This is a genomic window from Streptomyces sp. NPDC041784 (assembly GCF_055591025.1).
Genome location: NZ_JBVJAB010000043.1, coordinates 1 through 16,685, shown reverse-complemented (window position 1 = coordinate 16,685; position 16,685 = coordinate 1). Strand labels below are relative to the sequence as shown.

General features: G+C 71.3%; 18 protein-coding genes. 9 read left to right on the top strand and 9 right to left on the bottom strand.

What is annotated here, in order from left to right; translation table 11 throughout:
* Positions 1-155 precede the first annotated feature (155 nt).
* Both ACZ6D7_RS43235 and argS read right to left on the bottom strand, forming a co-directional pair.
* Positions 156-287: a hypothetical protein gene (locus tag ACZ6D7_RS43235; protein ID WP_469503367.1), complete on the bottom strand. Its 132-nt coding sequence runs from the start codon at positions 285-287 to the stop codon at positions 156-158.
* Between the two features lie 120 nt (positions 288-407).
* A complete protein-coding gene (argS, locus tag ACZ6D7_RS43230) occupies positions 408-2,177 on the bottom strand; it encodes an arginine--tRNA ligase (protein ID WP_469503365.1) in 1,770 nt (589 codons plus the stop codon).
* A 139-nt stretch (positions 2,178-2,316) separates the two neighbouring features.
* Here argS and lysS point away from each other — a divergent pair, with 139 nt between their 5' ends.
* Complete coding sequence (gene lysS / locus ACZ6D7_RS43225; protein WP_469503363.1) at positions 2,317-4,083, top strand: lysine--tRNA ligase; 1,767 nt, start codon at positions 2,317-2,319, stop codon at positions 4,081-4,083.
* Between the two features lie 87 nt (positions 4,084-4,170).
* On the opposite strand, the gene ACZ6D7_RS43220 is transcribed toward lysS, so the two are convergent.
* The 3 genes from ACZ6D7_RS43220 to ACZ6D7_RS43210 form a co-directional block, all read right to left on the bottom strand.
* Complete coding sequence (locus ACZ6D7_RS43220; protein WP_469503360.1) at positions 4,171-5,535, bottom strand: DUF2637 domain-containing protein; 1,365 nt, start codon at positions 5,533-5,535, stop codon at positions 4,171-4,173.
* A 76-nt stretch (positions 5,536-5,611) separates the two neighbouring features.
* Positions 5,612-6,535 (bottom strand): DUF3558 domain-containing protein, encoded by a 924-nt coding sequence (locus tag ACZ6D7_RS43215; protein ID WP_469503357.1) that lies wholly within the window; start codon positions 6,533-6,535, stop codon positions 5,612-5,614.
* Positions 6,536-6,656: 121 nt separating this feature from the next.
* Positions 6,657-7,523, bottom strand: a complete 867-nt coding sequence (locus tag ACZ6D7_RS43210) for a DUF3558 domain-containing protein (RefSeq protein ID WP_469503355.1) — start codon at positions 7,521-7,523, stop codon at positions 6,657-6,659.
* A 205-nt stretch (positions 7,524-7,728) separates the two neighbouring features.
* On the opposite strand from ACZ6D7_RS43210, the gene ACZ6D7_RS43205 reads away from it, so the two are divergent.
* Complete coding sequence (locus ACZ6D7_RS43205) at positions 7,729-8,922, top strand: RtcB family protein (RefSeq protein ID WP_469503352.1); 1,194 nt, start codon at positions 7,729-7,731, stop codon at positions 8,920-8,922.
* Between the two features lie 49 nt (positions 8,923-8,971).
* Here the strand turns inward: ACZ6D7_RS43205 and ACZ6D7_RS43200 are convergent, their stop codons facing one another.
* From ACZ6D7_RS43200 to ACZ6D7_RS43190, 3 genes are read right to left on the bottom strand one after another with little or no spacing between them, the layout of a single operon-like run.
* Positions 8,972-10,228, bottom strand: a complete 1,257-nt coding sequence (locus tag ACZ6D7_RS43200) for a GNAT family N-acetyltransferase (protein WP_469503351.1) — start codon at positions 10,226-10,228, stop codon at positions 8,972-8,974.
* Between the two features lie 32 nt (positions 10,229-10,260).
* Positions 10,261-10,434, bottom strand: a complete 174-nt coding sequence (locus ACZ6D7_RS43195) for a hypothetical protein (protein ID WP_469503348.1) — start codon at positions 10,432-10,434, stop codon at positions 10,261-10,263.
* A complete protein-coding gene (locus tag ACZ6D7_RS43190; RefSeq protein ID WP_469503346.1) occupies positions 10,434-11,210 on the bottom strand; it encodes an SDR family NAD(P)-dependent oxidoreductase in 777 nt (258 codons plus the stop codon). The genes ACZ6D7_RS43195 and ACZ6D7_RS43190 overlap by 1 nt, the downstream gene beginning before the upstream one ends.
* A 226-nt stretch (positions 11,211-11,436) precedes the next feature.
* Between ACZ6D7_RS43190 and ACZ6D7_RS43185 the strand changes: the two genes are divergently transcribed.
* The 5 genes from ACZ6D7_RS43185 to ACZ6D7_RS43165 all read left to right on the top strand — a co-directional run bounded on the left by ACZ6D7_RS43185 (position 11,437) and on the right by ACZ6D7_RS43165 (position 14,926).
* Positions 11,437-11,874, top strand: coding sequence for an ester cyclase (locus ACZ6D7_RS43185; protein WP_469503343.1), 438 nt, complete (start codon positions 11,437-11,439; stop codon positions 11,872-11,874).
* Positions 11,875-12,027: 153 nt separating this feature from the next.
* Positions 12,028-12,543, top strand: coding sequence for a hypothetical protein (locus ACZ6D7_RS43180; RefSeq protein ID WP_469503341.1), 516 nt, complete (start codon positions 12,028-12,030; stop codon positions 12,541-12,543).
* Positions 12,544-12,593: 50 nt separating this feature from the next.
* The gene (locus ACZ6D7_RS43175; protein ID WP_469503338.1) at positions 12,594-13,067 is read left to right on the top strand and encodes a MarR family winged helix-turn-helix transcriptional regulator; all 474 of its coding nucleotides are present in this window, start codon (positions 12,594-12,596) and stop codon (positions 13,065-13,067) included.
* Between the two features lie 6 nt (positions 13,068-13,073).
* On the top strand, positions 13,074-14,111 hold the full coding sequence (locus tag ACZ6D7_RS43170) for a permease (RefSeq protein WP_469503334.1): 1,038 nt from the start codon (positions 13,074-13,076) through the stop codon (positions 14,109-14,111).
* The gene (locus ACZ6D7_RS43165) at positions 14,108-14,926 is read left to right on the top strand and encodes a TIGR03943 family putative permease subunit (RefSeq protein ID WP_469503331.1); all 819 of its coding nucleotides are present in this window, start codon (positions 14,108-14,110) and stop codon (positions 14,924-14,926) included. Before ACZ6D7_RS43170 ends, ACZ6D7_RS43165 begins: the two co-directional genes overlap by 4 nt.
* 15 nt (positions 14,927-14,941) lie before the next feature.
* Here ACZ6D7_RS43165 and ACZ6D7_RS43160 read toward each other — a convergent pair whose 3' ends face one another.
* A complete protein-coding gene (locus ACZ6D7_RS43160) occupies positions 14,942-15,772 on the bottom strand; it encodes a DUF6597 domain-containing transcriptional factor (RefSeq protein WP_469503329.1) in 831 nt (276 codons plus the stop codon).
* A gap of 62 nt (positions 15,773-15,834) precedes the next feature.
* Here ACZ6D7_RS43160 and ACZ6D7_RS43155 point away from each other — a divergent pair, with 62 nt between their 5' ends.
* Entirely contained in the window at positions 15,835-16,431 is a 597-nt protein-coding gene (locus tag ACZ6D7_RS43155) for a TIGR03086 family metal-binding protein (protein ID WP_469503326.1), read from the top strand.
* 81 nt (positions 16,432-16,512) lie between these two features.
* The coding region (locus ACZ6D7_RS43150) for an LLM class flavin-dependent oxidoreductase (protein WP_469503435.1) at positions 16,513-16,685 on the top strand (173 nt) is incomplete at its 3' end.

The window sequence follows — 16,685 nt, the reverse complement described above, 5'->3', positions numbered from 1 at the left end:
TCCGACGGGGAGGTCAGGGCGGTGAGCGTCCTCGACGGCGGGCATCGAGGCGTACCGGGCGACCGGCTGAGCGCCCGCCGTCAGCGGGTCCTCACCGGGTCCTCACCGGGTCCTCACCGGGTCCTCACCGGGTCCTCAGCGGTTCTCAACGGTCCTCAGCGTGTCTTTCTCGCGCGCAGGCGATGGGTCAGCCAGATGCCGAGGCCGATGACCGGAAGCACCACGAGCGCCGGGATCACCACACCGGCCGCCGTGATCAGCAGAAGGCTGTACAGGGCCTCGCCCACCGTCGGATCGTCCGCACCGCCCAACCGGCTCTCCTCGCACTCGTGTTCCCACGCTTCCGAAAGGGTGAGACGCGCGAGCGCGAGGAGCCGGTTCCGTGTGCCGGAAGGACCGGAAGGACGTCAGAGCTTGTCGGGCGTCCTGATGCCCAGCAGTGCCATGCCCCGGTGCAGGGTGCGGGCCGTCAGGTCGATCAGGAAGAGGCGGTTCTCCTTCAGCTCCGGAGTCTCCGCCTTCAGCACCAGGCACTGGTCGTAGAACGTCGTGAGCAGCGACGCCAGCTGGTAGAGGTACGCCGCGAGCTTGTGGGGCTCGTAGGCCGCCGCCACCTCCAGCACCGTCTCGCCGAACTGGTCCAGGTGCAGGCCCAGGGCACGCTCCGCCGGGGCCAGCTCCAGCTCCGGGTGGGCGGTCGGCGCGGCACCCTCGGACTTGCGCAGGATCGACTGGATACGGGCGTACGCGTACTGGAGGTACACGGACGTGTCGCCGTTCAGCGACACCATCTGGTCCAGGTCGAACTTGTAGTCGCGGACCGCCGACGTCGACAGGTCGGCGTACTTCACCGCGCCGATGCCGACGTACCGGCCGTTCTCCACGACCTCCTCGTCGGTCAGGCCGACCTTCTCGCGCTTCTCGGCGACCACGGCCGTCGCCCGCTCGACCGCCTCGTCCAGCAGGTCGACCAGCTTCACCGTCTCGCCCTCACGGGTCTTGAACGGCTTGCCGTCCTTGCCCAGGACCGTGCCGAAGGCCAGCTGGTGCGCCTTGACGTTCTCGTTCAGCCAGCCCGCCCGGCGGGCCGTCTCGAAGACCATCTTGAAGTGCAGCGACTGACGGGCGTCGACGACGTACAGGAGCGTGTTCGCCTTCAGGTTGAACACACGGTCGCGGATCGCCGACAGGTCCGTCGCCGCGTAGCCGAAACCGCCGTCGGACTTCTGGACGATCAGCGGGACCGGATTGCCGTCCGGGCCCTTGATGTCGTCGAAGAACACGCACAGCGCGCCGTCCGAACGGACCGCCACGCCCGACTCCTCCAGGAGGCGGCAGGTCTCGTGGAGCATGTCGTTGTACCCCGACTCGCCGACGATGTCGGGGTCGCGGACCTCCATGTCCAGCTTCTCGAAGACGGAGAAGAAGTAGATCTTCGACTCGTCGACGAACTTCTGCCAGGTGGCGAGGGTGTGCGGGTCCCCGGCCTGGAGGTCGACGACCCGGCGGCGCGCCCGGGTCTTGAACTCCTCGTCCGCGTCGAACAGCTTGCGCGCGGCCTTGTAGAGGCGATCGAGGTTGGACATCGCCTCCTCGCCGCTCACCCCTTCGGTGTCCTTGTGGTCCAGCTCGTGCGGGTGCTCGTCCAGGTACTGGATGAGCATGCCGAACTGGGTTCCCCAGTCGCCGATGTGGTGCCGGCGGACCACCGACTCGCCGGTGAACTCCAGCAGTTGGACGACCGCGTCACCGATCACCGCGGACCGCAGGTGACCGACGTGCATCTCCTTCGCCACGTTCGGCTGGGCGTAGTCGATGACGGTGGTGCCCGGGTGCTGCGCGTGCGGCACGCCGAGGCGCTCCGCGTCCGCGTACCGCGCGGCCAGGTTCTCCGTGATCGCACGGTCGGTGATCGTCACGTTCAGGAAGCCGGGGCCCGAGACCTCGATCTCCTGGATCACCCCACCGGTGGTCACGTTCGCCACGACCTGCGTCGCCAGCTCGCGCGGGTTCGCCTTCGCCTTCTTGGCCAGGGCCAGGATCCCGTTGGCCTGGAAGTCGGCCCGGTCGCTTCGTCGCAGCAGCGGGTCCGCGCCGGCGGCCTCCGGCAGGGTGGCCGAGAGGGCGGACGCGAGATGCTGCTCGACGGAGTGGCTGAGGGACGTGACCGAGGCCATAGGAGTGGGTGCCGTTCTCCTCGTGGGGATGGATAGACAGGCCCAGTATCCCACGGGGGGTAAAGCGGTTTTCCCGGGCGCGGGGTGGTCTGGGAGAATGGGCGGACATCGTTTCCAGCCTTCAGAACACACAGAGGACGTGCCGATCGTGGCTCAGAGCACCGAGACCACCGACTGGGTCTCCCGTTTCGCGGATGAGGTCATCGAGGAATCGGAGCGCCGGGCCCCGGGCAAAGCGACATCAGCCGATGCCGCTCCGGTGGTCGTCGTCGCGTCCGGCCTCTCCCCGTCCGGGCCCATCCACCTGGGCAACCTCCGCGAGGTCATGACCCCGCACCTGGTCGCCGACGAGATCCGGCGCCGGGGCCACCAGGTCCGCCACCTGATCTCCTGGGACGACTACGACCGCTACCGCAAGGTGCCCGCCGGCATCGAGGGCGTCGACGACTCCTGGGCCGAGCACATCGGCAAGCCGCTGACCTCCGTCCCGGCCCCCGCCGGCTCGCCGCACCCGAACTGGGCCGAGCACTTCAAGGCCGCCATGGTCGAGGCGCTGGCCGAGCTGGGCGTGGAGTTCGACGGGATCAGCCAGACGGAGCAGTACACCTCCGGCGTCTACCGCGAGCAGATCCTGCACGCCATGCGCCACCGCGGTGACATCGACGCGATCCTCGACCAGTACCGCACCAAGAAGGCCCCCGCGAAGAAGCAGCAGCAGAAGCCGCTCGACGAGGCGGAGGTGGAGGCCGCCGAGGGCTCCGGCGCCGCTTCCGAGGACGACGGCAGCTCCGGCTCCGCCGGGTACTTCCCGTACAAGCCGTACTGCGGCAACTGCCAGAAGGACCTGACGACCGTCACCTCCTACGACGACGACTCCACCGAGCTGACGTACACCTGCACGGTGTGCGGCTTCTCCGAGACCGTCCGGCTGAACGAGTTCAACCGCGGCAAGCTCGTGTGGAAGGTCGACTGGCCCATGCGGTGGGCGTACGAGGGCGTGGTCTTCGAGCCCTCCGGCGTCGACCACTCCTCCCCGGGGTCGTCGTTCCAGGTCGGCGGCCAGATCGTCGGCATCTTCGGCGGCAAGCAGCCCATCGGACCCATGTACGCCTTCGTCGGCATCAGCGGCATGGCCAAGATGTCCTCGTCCCGGGGCGGCGTGCCCACCCCCGCCGACGCGCTGAAGATCATGGAGCCGCAGCTCCTGCGCTGGCTCTACGCCCGCCGCCGGCCCAACCAGTCCTTCAAGATCGCCTTCGACCAGGAGATCCAGCGGCTCTACGACGAGTGGGACAAGCTCGACGCCAAGGTCGCCGACGGCTCCGCCCTGCCCGCCGACGCCGCCGCGCACTCCCGCGCGGTGCGCACCGCCGCCGGCGAGCTGCCGCGCACCGCACGGCCGCTGTCGTACCGGACGCTCGCGTCCGTCGCCGACATCACCGCCGGGCACCAGGACCAGGCGCTGCGGATCCTCAGCGACCTCGACCCCGAGAACCCGCTCGGCACGCTCGACGAGGCACGGCCCCGGTACGACAAGGCAGAGGCCTGGATCAACACGCACGTCCCCGCCGACCAGCGGACCATCGTGCGCGAGGAGCCCGACGCCGAACTGCTGAAGTCCCTCGACGAGGCCTCCCAGCAGTCCCTGCGGCTCCTCCTCGACGGCCTCGCCGACCACTGGTCGCTGGACGGCCTCACCCACCTCGTGTACGGCGTCCCCAAGGTGCAGGCCGGATTCTCGGCCGACGCCACGCCCAAGGAGCTGCCGGCGGAGATCAAGACCGCCCAGCGGACGTTCTTCGCGCTCCTGTACCACCTGCTCGTCGGCCGCGACACCGGCCCCCGCCTGCCCACCCTGCTGCTCGCGGTGGGCCAGGAGCGGGTCCGGGCCCTGCTCGGGGAGTAGACCCCGGTGCTACGACGAGGGGGGCGCCCGGTGTTCGCCGGGCGCCCCCCTCGTCGTCCACGCCTGTCCTGCGCGTGACGCGTGTCTTTACGCGATGTGGTCCTCCTCCAGCTCCGTGTTGAAACGGAGCTGGAAACGGTCGTTGAGCGCCTTCAGGGCACTCGGGCTGAGAGTCGTGCCGTACGTCGCCTGGATGTTGTCGCCCAGCACCCCCGGCGTGGGGAAGCTGCCGTCTATCGACTGACGGAACACCTGGTAGTACGCCTCCTCGTCCGGCTCCGGGGTGCCGCCGCCCTCGCCCAGCTCACGGGTGCGGTTCGGGCCCACCGGGATGGGGAACGTACCGGTCTCCTCCGGGCCGGGCTCCTGGCCCGGCATCGGGGGCTCCTCCTCGTACTGCTCGCGGTACTCGTCCGCCTGCTGCTGCTCCTCGTACCACTGGGCGTACTGCTCCGACGGGTCGTACGTGGGGTCGTAGCCCCCGTGGTACTCGACGGCGGCCGGAGTGCCCTGGAACCAGGGGCTCTGCTCCGGGCCCGGGCCCTGGGCCTGGCCCTGGCCGGGGTACGGCATCGGCTGACCCGGGTTCTGGACCGGCTGGCCGGGGCCGAACTGCCCGGCGTTCGGCCGCTGCCCCGCGGCGGGCGCCGCCTGCTGGGGCACGGGCGCCGCGCCGACGGCCAGGGCGGGCTGCCCGGGCGCCGCCGCCAGCTGGGTGGCCGTCGTCGGCAGCTGCTGCGTGGCCGGGGGAAGCACTGCCGGTTCTATGCCCGCCGCCGCCAGGCCCGCCGGGGCCGTCTCCGCCAGCGGTACCCCGTACCGCGCCAGGCGCAGCGGCATCAGGGACTCCACCGGGGCCTTGCGGCGCCAGGCCCGGCCGAAGCGGGAGCGGAGCCGCGCCTGATAGACGAGACGTTCCTGCTCCAGCTTGATGACCTGCTCGTAGGAGCGCAGCTCCCACAGCTTCATCCGGCGCCAGAGAAGGAACGTGGGCACGGGGGAGAGCATCCACCGGGTGAGGCGGACGCCCTCCATGTGCTTGTCGGCGGTGATGTCGGCGATCCGGCCGACGGCGTGCCGCGCCGCCTCCACCGCCACCACGAAGAGGATCGGGATGACCGAGTGCATCCCGACGCCCAGCGGGTCCGGCCAGGCGGCCGCGCCGTTGAACGCGATGGTGGCCGCCGTCAGCAGCCACGCCGTCTGGCGCAGCAGCGGGAACGGGATGCGGATCCACGTCAGCAGCAGATCCAGGGCCAGCAGGACGCAGATGCCCGCGTCGATGCCGATCGGGAACACATAGGAGAAGTTCCCGAAGCCCTTCTTGATCGCCAGCTCGCGGACGGCCGCGTACGAACCGGCGAAGCCGATTCCGGCGATGATGACGGCGCCGGTCACGACCACGCCGATGAGAACGCGGTGCATCCGTGTCAGCTGTATTGGCGCGGCCACCCGTACTCCCCTCCCAGTGCATGCTGTTGCGCGCAACAGGGTGGCACATGTGTGCGGCGCACGTGTGGCCGGATCGTCAGCTCTTCGCTACGGAGGACTTCGAGGCCCTCGCCGACGGCGTCTTCGAAGCGGTCGCACTCGGGGTCGCCGACGCCGACTTCGAGGCCGACGCGGAGGGGCTCGGGCTCTTCGACGGCGACGCCGAACTGCCGCTCGTGCCTTCGCCGTTGGCCGACCGCACCGCCGCCACGACCTCCTTGGCGGCCTTCTTCGCGGCGGCCGTCAGGGTGTCCGCGCTCGGGGTCTTCTCACCGGCCAGACCGGCACCGTTGTAGTCCAGCGTGACGACGACGTTCTCGACGAGGGCGACGACCGTCTGCTGCTTGAAGGCGCCCTCCTTCTTCTTCAGGTCGTACCGCACCACGGTCGCCTGGTCGCCGGTCCCGGTGACCGGCTCCGACTTGGTGTTCTTCGCGCCCGAGACGGTCTGGGCGGCCTTGACCTGCTTCGCGAAGTACGTCTGCGCCTGCGACTCGCCACTGCCGCCCGCCTGGTCCGAGTCGAAACGCAGCAGCGAGACGTTCAGCCAGCGGAACTGGGAGCCGTCCACACCGTTGTTGTCCAGGCTCGACCAGGAGCAGCTGGCGCGGGCCTCGGTGTCGCTGGAGGTGCCCTCCTTGCCGGAGGTCCCCTTCGGCACCAGGTCCGTCAGCGTCTTCTTCGCCAGCACCTTGCACGCGTCGGGCAGCGCGGCGTACGCGGCGGCCTGGACGGTCGGCGAGGGGGTCGCGACGGTGTCGGTGGCGGCCGCGGCGCCCTGCGCGTCGTCGCCCGAACCGGAGTCGGAGCCGGAGTCCGAGGAGCAGGCCGCGGCGAAGACCATCACGGGGACCGCGAGCGCGGCTGCGAGGACGCGGTTCAGGCCTCCCATCGCGGTCGCTCGCTCGGCACGCTGCTGGTCGTCTCGCTGGGCTCGTCGCTGCATGGTTCCTTCACTCATGACGCTCGTGGTTCCTGCGGTCGGATCGGGTCCGAGGGGCCACGGTACGCGGTGAGGAAGCTGTGCGGTTCCGCTTCGGGGGCTTTGCGGCCGTGGTGCGGGTGCGGCCCGAAGGCCGTTGTCAGGCCAGGGAGTCGGCCAGCTGGGAGGCCAGTTTCCGGGCCCTGTCCTGCATTTCCTCGCTGTCCGGGACCGTGCCGACGGTGGCCGGCTGTTCGTCGTACTGGATGGTCACGATGACGTTGGACGTGCGGAACGCCACAGTCACGGTGCGCTGTTTCGCCGTCGAACCGGAGCTGGCGAGCACGTCGTCGACGAACGCCTCGTCGCCGAGGTCGTCCAGCAGACGGGGCTGGAGGTCGGCCGGGGTCCCGGTGGAGGAGGCGGACGCGGAGGCCGACGCGGAGGAGGAGCCGGAGGCGGAGGCGGACGCGGATGCCGAGCGGGACGCGGAGGCGGAGGGGGTCGAGCCGGCGGAAGGGGACCCGGACCCGTCCGGCTCCTCTGTCTCCTCCTCGTCGGCGCTGGAGGCGGTGGGCTCCGGGAGGTCGGCCGCGGTCACCTTCTTCGCGAACAACTCCTCGGCCTCGCTGTCGTCGCTGACGGCGTTGTCGTAGGAGACGACCCGCTCGAAATCGACGAGGAGATGGTCGGTGGCGTCCGCCGACTGCACCTTCCAACGGCAGCCGACCTTGCGGTCCGTGTCGAACGTGGGCGTGGCCTCGCCCTCGTAGGCCGTCTCCCGCTGCCCCTCGTCGGTCAGCTCCTTGATGCCGGGCAGCAGGGAGTCGAGGGTGGAGCGGCTCACCACGCCGCAGGCCTCGGGGAGGGAGTCGTACTTGCCGGGCTGGGCGGCGACGGAGGCGGTACCGGCCTCGCCGGGGTTGGAGTTGTCCGTCGAACCGCCGTCGTCCGAGGCTCCGGTGCAGCCGGCCAGCAGGGCCGCGAGGAGTGCGGCGACGCCTGGTACGTACGCCTTCCGCTGCACGGTCGGCTCCTCTCGACGGTTGGGATGCGTGATCGCTGGTCCAGTGTCCCCGCCGGTTATTCGCTTGCCGGACGGGGGCGGCGCCAGCAGACAATGTGTATCGCACGCAACACCGTGGATGCCGGTCCGCTGTCCTGTTCGTTGACCTTGGCGCCGGTTTTGCGATTGAAGACTTCTGTGTGCCTTTCGGGGGAATGAGGACGGTATGTCGTACGTGGAAATGCCGGGCGCGAAGGTACCGATCCGTCTGTGGACCGACCCCGCGTCGGTCGAGGACGGAGCGCTCCAGCAGCTCCGCAATGTCGCCACCCTGCCCTGGATCAAGGGCCTCGCGGTCATGCCGGACGTCCACTACGGCAAGGGCGCGACGGTCGGCTCGGTCATCGCGATGCAGGGCGCGGTCTGCCCGGCGGCGGTCGGGGTCGACATCGGCTGCGGGATGTCCGCGGTGCGGACGTCACTCACGGCGAACGATCTGCCGGGCGATCTGTCGCGCCTGCGGTCGAAGATTGAGCAGGCGATTCCGGTGGGGCGGGGGATGCACGACAGCCCCGTCGACCCGGGTCGGTTCTACGGGCTGGCCACTGGGGGGTGGGACGACTTCTGGGGGCGGTTCGACGGGGTGGCGGAGGCGGTCAAATTCCGTCAGGAACGGGCCACTAAGCAGATGGGAACGCTTGGATCCGGAAATCACATGATCGAAGTGTGTCTTGATCAGTCGAATTCGGTGTGGCTCATGCTGCACTCCGGATCCCGGAACATCGGCAAGGAACTGGCCGAGTACCACATCGGCGTCGCCCAGAGGCTTCCGCACAACCAGGATCTGGTCGACCGTGACCTGGCGGTGTTCGTGTCGGACACCCCGCAGATGGCCGCGTACCGGAACGACCTGTACTGGGCCCAGGAGTACGCCAAGTACAACCGCGCGATCATGATGGCGCTGCTGAGGGACGTGATCCGCAAAGAGTTCAAGAAGGCCAGGCCGACCTTCGAACCCGAGATCTCCTGCCACCACAACTACGTGGCGGAGGAGCGGTACGAGGGCATGGACCTTCTGGTCACGCGCAAGGGCGCGATTCGCGCCGGTTCTGGCGAGTTCGGGATCATTCCCGGCTCGATGGGCACCAGTTCGTACATCGTGAAGGGTCTCGGCAACGAGAAGGCATTCAACTCGGCCTCACACGGAGCCGGGCGGCGCATGAGCCGCAACGCGGCGAAGCGGCGTTTCACGGTGCGGGATCTGGAGGAGCAGACCCGGGGCGTGGAATGCCGTAAGGACACCGGCGTGCTCGACGAGATCCCGGGTGCCTACAAGAACATCGAGCAGGTGATGGAGCAGCAGCGCGATCTGGTCGAGGTCGTGGCGAAGCTCAAGCAGTTCATCTGCGTGAAGGGCTGACGGCCCCGGAGGGGGAGGACACGAGTCCTCCCCCTCCGCCGTCTCCTCGTCACGTGAGTCGTTTCTCCAGCAGGGTCACCGCGTACGGGCTGCCCAACCCGCCGTCCTTCGCGCGTTGTTCGCCTACGACCGTGTAGCCGGCGGACTCGTAGTACGTGCGCAGGCGGGGGTTGGAGGAGAGGCAGTCGAGGCGGGCGTAGGGGCGGCCGGTCGCGGCTGTGCGTGATTCCGCCTGGGCCAGCAGGCTGCGGCCCGTTCCCGGTGGGGCCGTGTGGGGAGTGGTCATCAGGCGGTGGATGTAGCCCGCTTCGGGTGGGCGGGGGCCCCAGGCCGCCGGGTCGTCCCACCAGAGTTCGTACGCGCCGACGAGCGAGCCCTCCGCGTGGGCCAGCCAGACCTCGCCGTCCCGCATGCGGGTGCGGAAGTGGGTCTCGTCCTTCTCGCCCGGCTGCCATTGGCGGATGCCCCGCGCCAGTTGCCAGAGGGCCGCTGTGTCGCGGAGGCGAACCAGGAGCGGGGCGTCCTGCGGGGTCGCCCGGCGGTAGGTCAGGTCCGGCCAGGTGGTGGGCGTCGGTTCCAGGAGCCGGGTGCGCAGGGTGGTCGCGAGGGCGGCAGCGTCCATGCCGAGGGCGTGCGTGACGTAGGACTCGATCGAGCCGTAGCGGCCGCGCATCGCCGTCAGGAACAGGCGCATCACCGACTCGGGGGCGCGGGCGAAGGACGGCCAGGCGGGGGAGCGGCCGGCGTTGCGGGCGCGCCAGTCGGCCAGGAGGGCCGGGGTCGCCAGTTCCGTCAGGCTGAAGTCCTCGATGATCACCTCGTCGGGGACGCCGAGGAGGGCCAGGATCAGGGCGGCCAGCTGGCCCGTGCGGTCCTTGCCCGACGCGCAGTGGAAGACGAGCCCCTCCCGCGCCTCGGCCACCAGCGACAGCGCCGCCGCGATCTCCTTCGTACCGTCCTGCGCCACCTCCATGAAGCGTTCCGAGAGGTACGGGCCGGGGTCGGTGTCCGCGGTCTGGGCGGCCTGGTCGTACGGGCGGTGCTCGATGCTGAGGTTGTGGTACGTGAAGGACGTGTCGTGCGGGATCCGGCCCCTGCCCTCGGCCTCCCAGGGATGGCGGAGGTCGATCACCGTGCGGACGCCGAGGGAGCGGAACCGGTCCCAGTCGGGGGTGCCGGTGGTCAGCTTTCCGAGGGAGTCCGCGCGGAACAGGAGGCCCGCGCGGACCCGTCGGCCGTCCCGGGTGGGATAGCCGCCCAGGTCACGGAAGTTGTGCAGTGCGTCGAAGTCGAGATGTCGGTCCACGGTCACGACCCTAGGGGCTCGCGTCGTGGCGGCTACGGCGCGTGGTGGATCGCGTAGATCAAGACGAACGCGATGATGTGGATGCCGAAGAGGAACCAGGCCAGGAAGATCCAGACCTGGCGTTCGTCCTTGGTCTCCTGGGCGAGGCGCCGCTTCTCGAGGGCCTCGGGGGAGTTGATGTCCGCGGTGGGCTCGGCGTCGGACATCACAGCTCCCGGTGGATCTTGGTGTTGGACGCCTGGGCGCGCGGGCGCAGGACGAGGAGGTCGACGTTGACGTGGCGGGGGCGGGTGACGGCCCAGGTGATGGTCTCGGCGACGTCGTCGGCGGTGAGGGGTTCGGCGACGCCCTCGTAGACCTTGGAGGCCCGGTCCTGGTCGCCGCCGAAGCGGGTCAGGGCGAACTCTTCGGTGCGGACCATGCCGGGGGCGATCTCGATCACCCGGACCGGCTGTCCGACGATCTCCAGGCGCAGGGTCTCGGCGAGGACGTGGGCGCCGTGCTTGGCGGCGACATAGCCACCGCCGCCCTCGTACGTGCCGTGGCCGGCGGTGGAGGAGACGACGACGACCGTGCCGTCGCCGCTCGCGACCAGCTTGGGCAGCAGGGCCTGGGTGAGGTTGAGGGTCCCGATGACGTTGGTCTCGTACATCGTGCGCCAGTCGGCGGGATCGCCGGTGGCGACGGGGTCGGCGCCGAGGGCGCCGCCCGCGTTGTTGACGAGGACGCCGATGGTCGTGAAGGCCGTCGCGAACTCGTCGACGGCGGCGCGGTCGGTCACGTCCAGCTGGTACGCGGTCGCCTTGCCGCCCGCCGTGACGATCTCCTCGGCCAGCGCCTCGATGCGGTCCTTGCGGCGGGCGGTCAGGACGACGCGGTAGCCGGCGGCGGCGAGCTGCCGGGCGGTGGCGGCGCCGATTCCGCTGCTCGCACCGGTGACGACGGCGATGCGGGAGGCGGCGGACGGTGCGGCGGTGGCCATGGACTGCTCCTCGGACGTGGGCGGAACCCTGTCCGGCCAGGATAGGCGGCGGCTACCAGGGGACCTCGGGGACCTCGGGGGTCTCGGGGGCTTCGGGGACCTCGGGGGCTTCGGGGACCTCGGGGGCTTCGGGGGCCTCGGGGCCTTCGGTGGTCTGCGTGGGGGCGGGGCCGGTGGGACGATGGGAGCGGTGGTCCTCCTGTCGACCGGATACCGGAGGCGGATCATGGGACAGGCACGTGAGGTCATGGACCGGCTGACCACGGCGCTGACGTCGAAGGCGGACGCCAAGGTCATCGGCGAGCTGTTCGCGGAGGACGCGGTCGCGGTGACGCCCGACGGCGGGGAGCTGCACGGGCGGGACGACATCGCCGACTACTGGCGGCAGATGACGGACGCGATCCCGGACGGGTCGTACGAGTCGGTGCACGCGTACGAGGTCGGCGACACCGCCATCGACGAGGGGTACTTCAGCGGCCGCAACACCGGGCCGATCCAGTTGCCCTCGGGGGAGTCGCTGCCCGCGACGCAGAAGGAGATCCGCATCCGCGGGGTGGACTTCGCCACCGTCGGCACGGACGGGCGGATCGTCGACTACCGGCTCTACTTCGACGAGATGGAGTTCCTGGGGCAGTTGGGGCTGCTGCCCGACGAGCCGTCGTGAGAGGCGCCGTCACTCGCCCCGCGGCACCCCCACGGCACCCCCACGGTGACGGCCGTGCCGGGGCCGTTCTGTCACCTGATGGACGGCGCCTGCCGCGCGCCCGGCGTGGGATACATCCCCTGCGTGAGCCCTTGCCGAGTGAGGAGTGGTGGCATGCGCAGGATGCGGGGTCCGGTCGTGTGGGGTGCGGCGCTGGTGCTGGGGGCGGTGGCGGTCGCACCGGCGGTGTCGGCCGTCCCCGCTGTGCCCTCGGTGACGGACGTGCCCTCGGTGGCGGACGTGCCCGAGGCCGATCTCTCCTACCACGGCTTCGCCGTGCTGGACCGGGGCCGGGTGGAGATCCGGCTGTCGCCGCGCAACCACGGGCCCGCTGACGTCGCCGACGCGACGGTCCGGCTGCGCTGGTCGGTGCCGCTCGCGGTGGGGGCGCAGCGGCTGCCCGACGGGTGCGCGCGGACGGGGGAGCGCTCGGTGGTGTGCCGTACGGGTCCGCTGGCCGCGGACGGGATGGGGGAGCGGATCGCGCTGGGGGTGTCGCTGCTGGGCCGGCCGACGGAGATGACGCTGGAGGTGGACACGGTGTGGGCCGGGGGTTCGGTGGACCGCAACCGGGACAACGACCGGCAGCGGGTGCTCGTGCTGGACACCGGGGACGCGTACTACTTCTGACGCCGGGCGCCGTACGATCTCGGCATTCGGCGCTGACGAAGGGGTGGGCGATGTCCGGGAACGTGCGGTCGGGGCTGCTGGACGAGCTGTCCGCCGTCGCCCGCCGGTACGTGGCGTCGTACGCCCTGCTCAACCAGGCGCTCGCCGACCGGCTGGGGCTGCACCCCACCGAGCTCCAGTGCCTGAACCTGCTGACGCTGGAGCGGGAGCCGGTGACGGCGGGCCGGGTGGCCCGGCTGACCGGGCTGACCACGGGCTCGGCGACCCGGCTGGTGGACCGGCTGGAGAAGGCGGGGTACGTGGTCCGGGAGCGGGATGCGGAGGACCGCCGGCGGGTGCTGGTGGTGACGGTGCCGGAGCGGATCGCGGAGTTCTGCCGGATGTTTGAGCGGCTGGGCGGTGACCGTTCGTCGCTCTTCGAGGGGCTGGCGGACGCCGAACTGGCCGTGATCCTGAGGCATATGAGGCGGACCGTGGAGTTCAGCGGGGAGCGGGTCGCGCGTCTGCGGGAAGGCCGGGTCTAGGGCGGGATGCAGGAGACGGAGATACGGCCGGCGGCGGCCGGGGCGGCGGGGGAGGCCGGGGCGGCGGAGGAGGCCGGCGGGGGCCGTCGGCTGCCGCGGTACTGGCCGCTGTTGCTGTTGGGGGCGGCTTTGCTGCCGGGAGCGGTGCTGGTGGTCGTCGGGCGGTCGCTGGACGAGCCGGCCGTGCAGGCGTGGCGGACGGTGTGTCTGGCGGTGACGGTGCAGGCGACGCCGTTCCTGCTGCTGGGCACGGCGCTGTCCGGGGCGATCAACGCGTTCGTGCCGGCGAGCGTCTTCGGGCGGCTGCTGCCGAAGCGGCCCGCGCTCGCGGTGCCGGTGGCCGGGATGGCGGGCGTGGTGCTGCCGGGCTGTGAGTGCGCGTCGGTGCCGGTGGCGAAGAGTCTGATCGGGCGGGGGGTGACCCCGGCCGCGGCCTTCGCGTTCCTGCTGTCGGCGCCGGCCGTGAACCCGGTGGTGCTGACGGCCACGGCGATCGCGTTCCCCGGCAGTCCCGAGATGGTGCTGGCCCGGCTGCTCGCCTCGCTCATCGCGGCGGCCGCGATGGGCTGGCTGTGGCTCTGGCTGGGCAAGGAGGAGTGGCTGCGGCCGTCCGTACGGCACACCGGGCACCGGCCGGGGCACAGTCGCTGGACGGAGTTCCGGGAGGGCTTCCAGCACGACTTCCTGCACGCGGGCGGGTTCCTGGTGGTGGGGGCGATGGCGGCGGCCACCTTCAACGTGGCGGTGCCGCGGTCGGTGGTGGAGACGTTCTCCGGGTCGCCGTGGCTGTCGGTGCTGTTCCTGGCAGGGCTGGCGATCGTGCTGGCGGTGTGCAGCGAGGCGGACGCGTTCGTGGCGGCCTCGCTGACCGGGTTCTCGCCGGTCGCGCGGCTGACGTTCATGGTGGTCGGCCCGATGGTCGACCTGAAGCTGATCGCGTTGCAGGCGGGGACGTTCGGGCGGGCCTTCGCGGTCCGCTTCTCGACGGCCACGGCGGTGGTCGCGGTGGTGTGCAGCGTGCTGATCGGAGGGGTGCTGCTGTGAAGCGGTGGGTGAAGGTGGGGCTGCTCGTGCTGGGCGGGCTGGGGCTGCTGCGCACGTCGCTCTTCACGGAGGAGTACCTGCGGTACGTGAAGGAGGGGATGCGGCCGCTGCTGATCGCGTCCGGGGTGCTGCTGGTGGGGCTGGGGGCGGCGGAGGCCTGGGCGGCGTCGCGGCGCCGGACTCCCGGGGGTCCCGCGCACGACGACGACCACGCGTCCCCGTCCCCGTCCGCGGACGGGGACGACGACGGCCACGACGGCCACGGCCACGGCCACGGTCACGGCCACGGTCATGACCACTCCGGTGTCCCCCGAGTCGCCTGGCTGCTCGTCCTCCCCGCCCTGAGCCTGCTGTTCTACGCCCCGCCCGCCCTCGGCTCGTACACCGCCTCGCGGGAGCCCGCGAAGCCCGTCGCGGTGCAGGAGCCCGACGGCTTCGACCCGCTGCCCGCGACCTCCCCGCTGCCGATCACGCTGACCGACTTCACCCAGCGGGTGCAGCAGGACCGCAAGCGGGCGATCAAGGGGCGCGCGGTGCTGATGAGCGGATTCGTCTCGCCGGTCGCGGACGGCAAGGGCGGCTGGTATCTGACCCGGATCCTGGTCAGCTGCTGCGCGGCGGACGCGACGACGCTGAAGGTGCGGGTGTACGGGGTCGCCGCGCCGAAGGCCGACACCTGGGTGTCGGTCACCGGGACCTGGCACGCCGACGGCACGCTGGGCACGTCGTCGGCGGCGGTGGCGCTGGACGGGCGGAGCCTGCAGAAGATCCGCAAGCCGTCCAACGCGTACATGGACGCCCTGCTGCTCGGTTAGGGAGCGTCCTGGCGCTCACGGCTGCCGTGCGGCCTGGGCGTACGCCGTCGGGGGCACCCCCACGGTCGCGGTGAAGGCGCGGGCCAGGTGGGCCTGGTCGGCGTAGCCGAGGTCGGCGGCGAGAGTGGCCCAGTCGAGGTCGCCGCGGGTGCCGGCGAGTTCCAGGGCCTCGTGGATGCGGTAGCGGAGGATGGCCCACTTCGGACTGACGCCGACGTACGCGGCGAACAGCCGTTGCAGGGACCGTACGGACAGGCCCTCGGCGCGGGCGAGGTCGGTGACGCGGCGCACGGTGCGGTCGGCGCGGATGTGCTGGACGAGGTCCATGGCGAGGTCGGCCCGGGGGTCGGGTGCGGGGTCGAGGGAGAGCAGGAAGGCGTCGAGCGCGGCGATCCGGTCGAGGTCGTCGGCGGGGGTGACGACAGTCCGGGCGGTGGCGCCGCCGGCCCCCGGGAAGACGTCCCGGGCGGGCAGCGCGCGGCCGGTCCAGTGCGAGACGGGGACCTCGGGGGCGTACGGCCGGAAGCCGCCGGGGCGGAACTTCGCCCCGCACACCCGGCCCCGGCCGGTCAGCTTCCGGGTGTAGAGACCGAGAGCGACGCCGGTCAGCTCGCCGTAGGGCGGCGCCTCCTCCTCGTCGGCCCCGTCCCACTGGAAGGTGAGGTTGACGGAGGGGTGCGGGACGACGTGGGAGGCGTAGGGCTCGGGGAGGTCCCAGTCGATGAACCAGTACGTCTCGACATGGCGGCGCAGCGGCTCGGCGGGCTGGTGGCGGCGGAACCGCACACGGGCCAGCAGCGCGGCCGGGTCGACGATCCCGCGGGTGTCGCGGCGGGGGGCGGCCATGGCCGGATCGTACGTCGCGTTTGTTCAAGATGGGCGGGGTCCGGCGTCCGTACGGTCGGGGCATGGACACGAACAGTGTGACGACGGTGTACGGCATCGGTGAGCTGCTGGGCAGGGCGCGGGAGCGGGCCGTGCCGGTGGTGCGGGGCATTCCCGACACGGCGCTCGCGGCTCCCACGCCGTGTGCGGAGTACGACGTGAAGGACCTGGTCAACCATCTGTTCCAGGTGGTGACGCAGTTCCAGCGGCTGGCGGCGAAGGAGCCGTCGGACTTCGGTGAGACGCCCGACCGGGTGGGCGAGGGGCCGGGCTGGCGGGACGGGCTGGTGGCGGAGGCGGACCGGCTGGTGGCGGCCTGGTCCGTGCCCGGGGCCGAGGAGGGCACGACCGGGGCGATGGACATGCCGGCGCGGCTGGTCGGCTCGATGGCGCTGCTGGATCTCACCGTGCACGTGTGGGACCTGGCGCGGGCCACGGGGCAGGAGTACGGGGCGGCCGACGAGGCGGTGGTGACGGAGCTGGCGGGCGCGGTGGCGACGCTGGAGCCGACGGCCCGGAGGATGGGGGTGTTCGGGGAGGCGGTGGATGCCCCGGAGGGGGCGTCGGCGTTCGAGCGGCTGCTGGCGCGGACCGGCCGGGACCCGCGCTGGAAGCGATGAGGGGGCGGGGGAATAGCCGTGGGCCGGCCGCCGTTCTCCGGGTATAGTTGAACCGTCAACAACTTTGGAGGGTGAGCGGCCATGCAGTTCGGCATCTTCACGGTCGGCGACGTCACGCCGGACCCCACGACGGGGCGTACGCCGACGGAGCGCGAGCGGATCAAGGCCATGGTCGCCATCGCGCTCAAGGCCGAGGAGGTCGGCCTGGACGTCTTCGCGACCGGCGAGCACCACAACCCGCCGTTCGTGCCGTC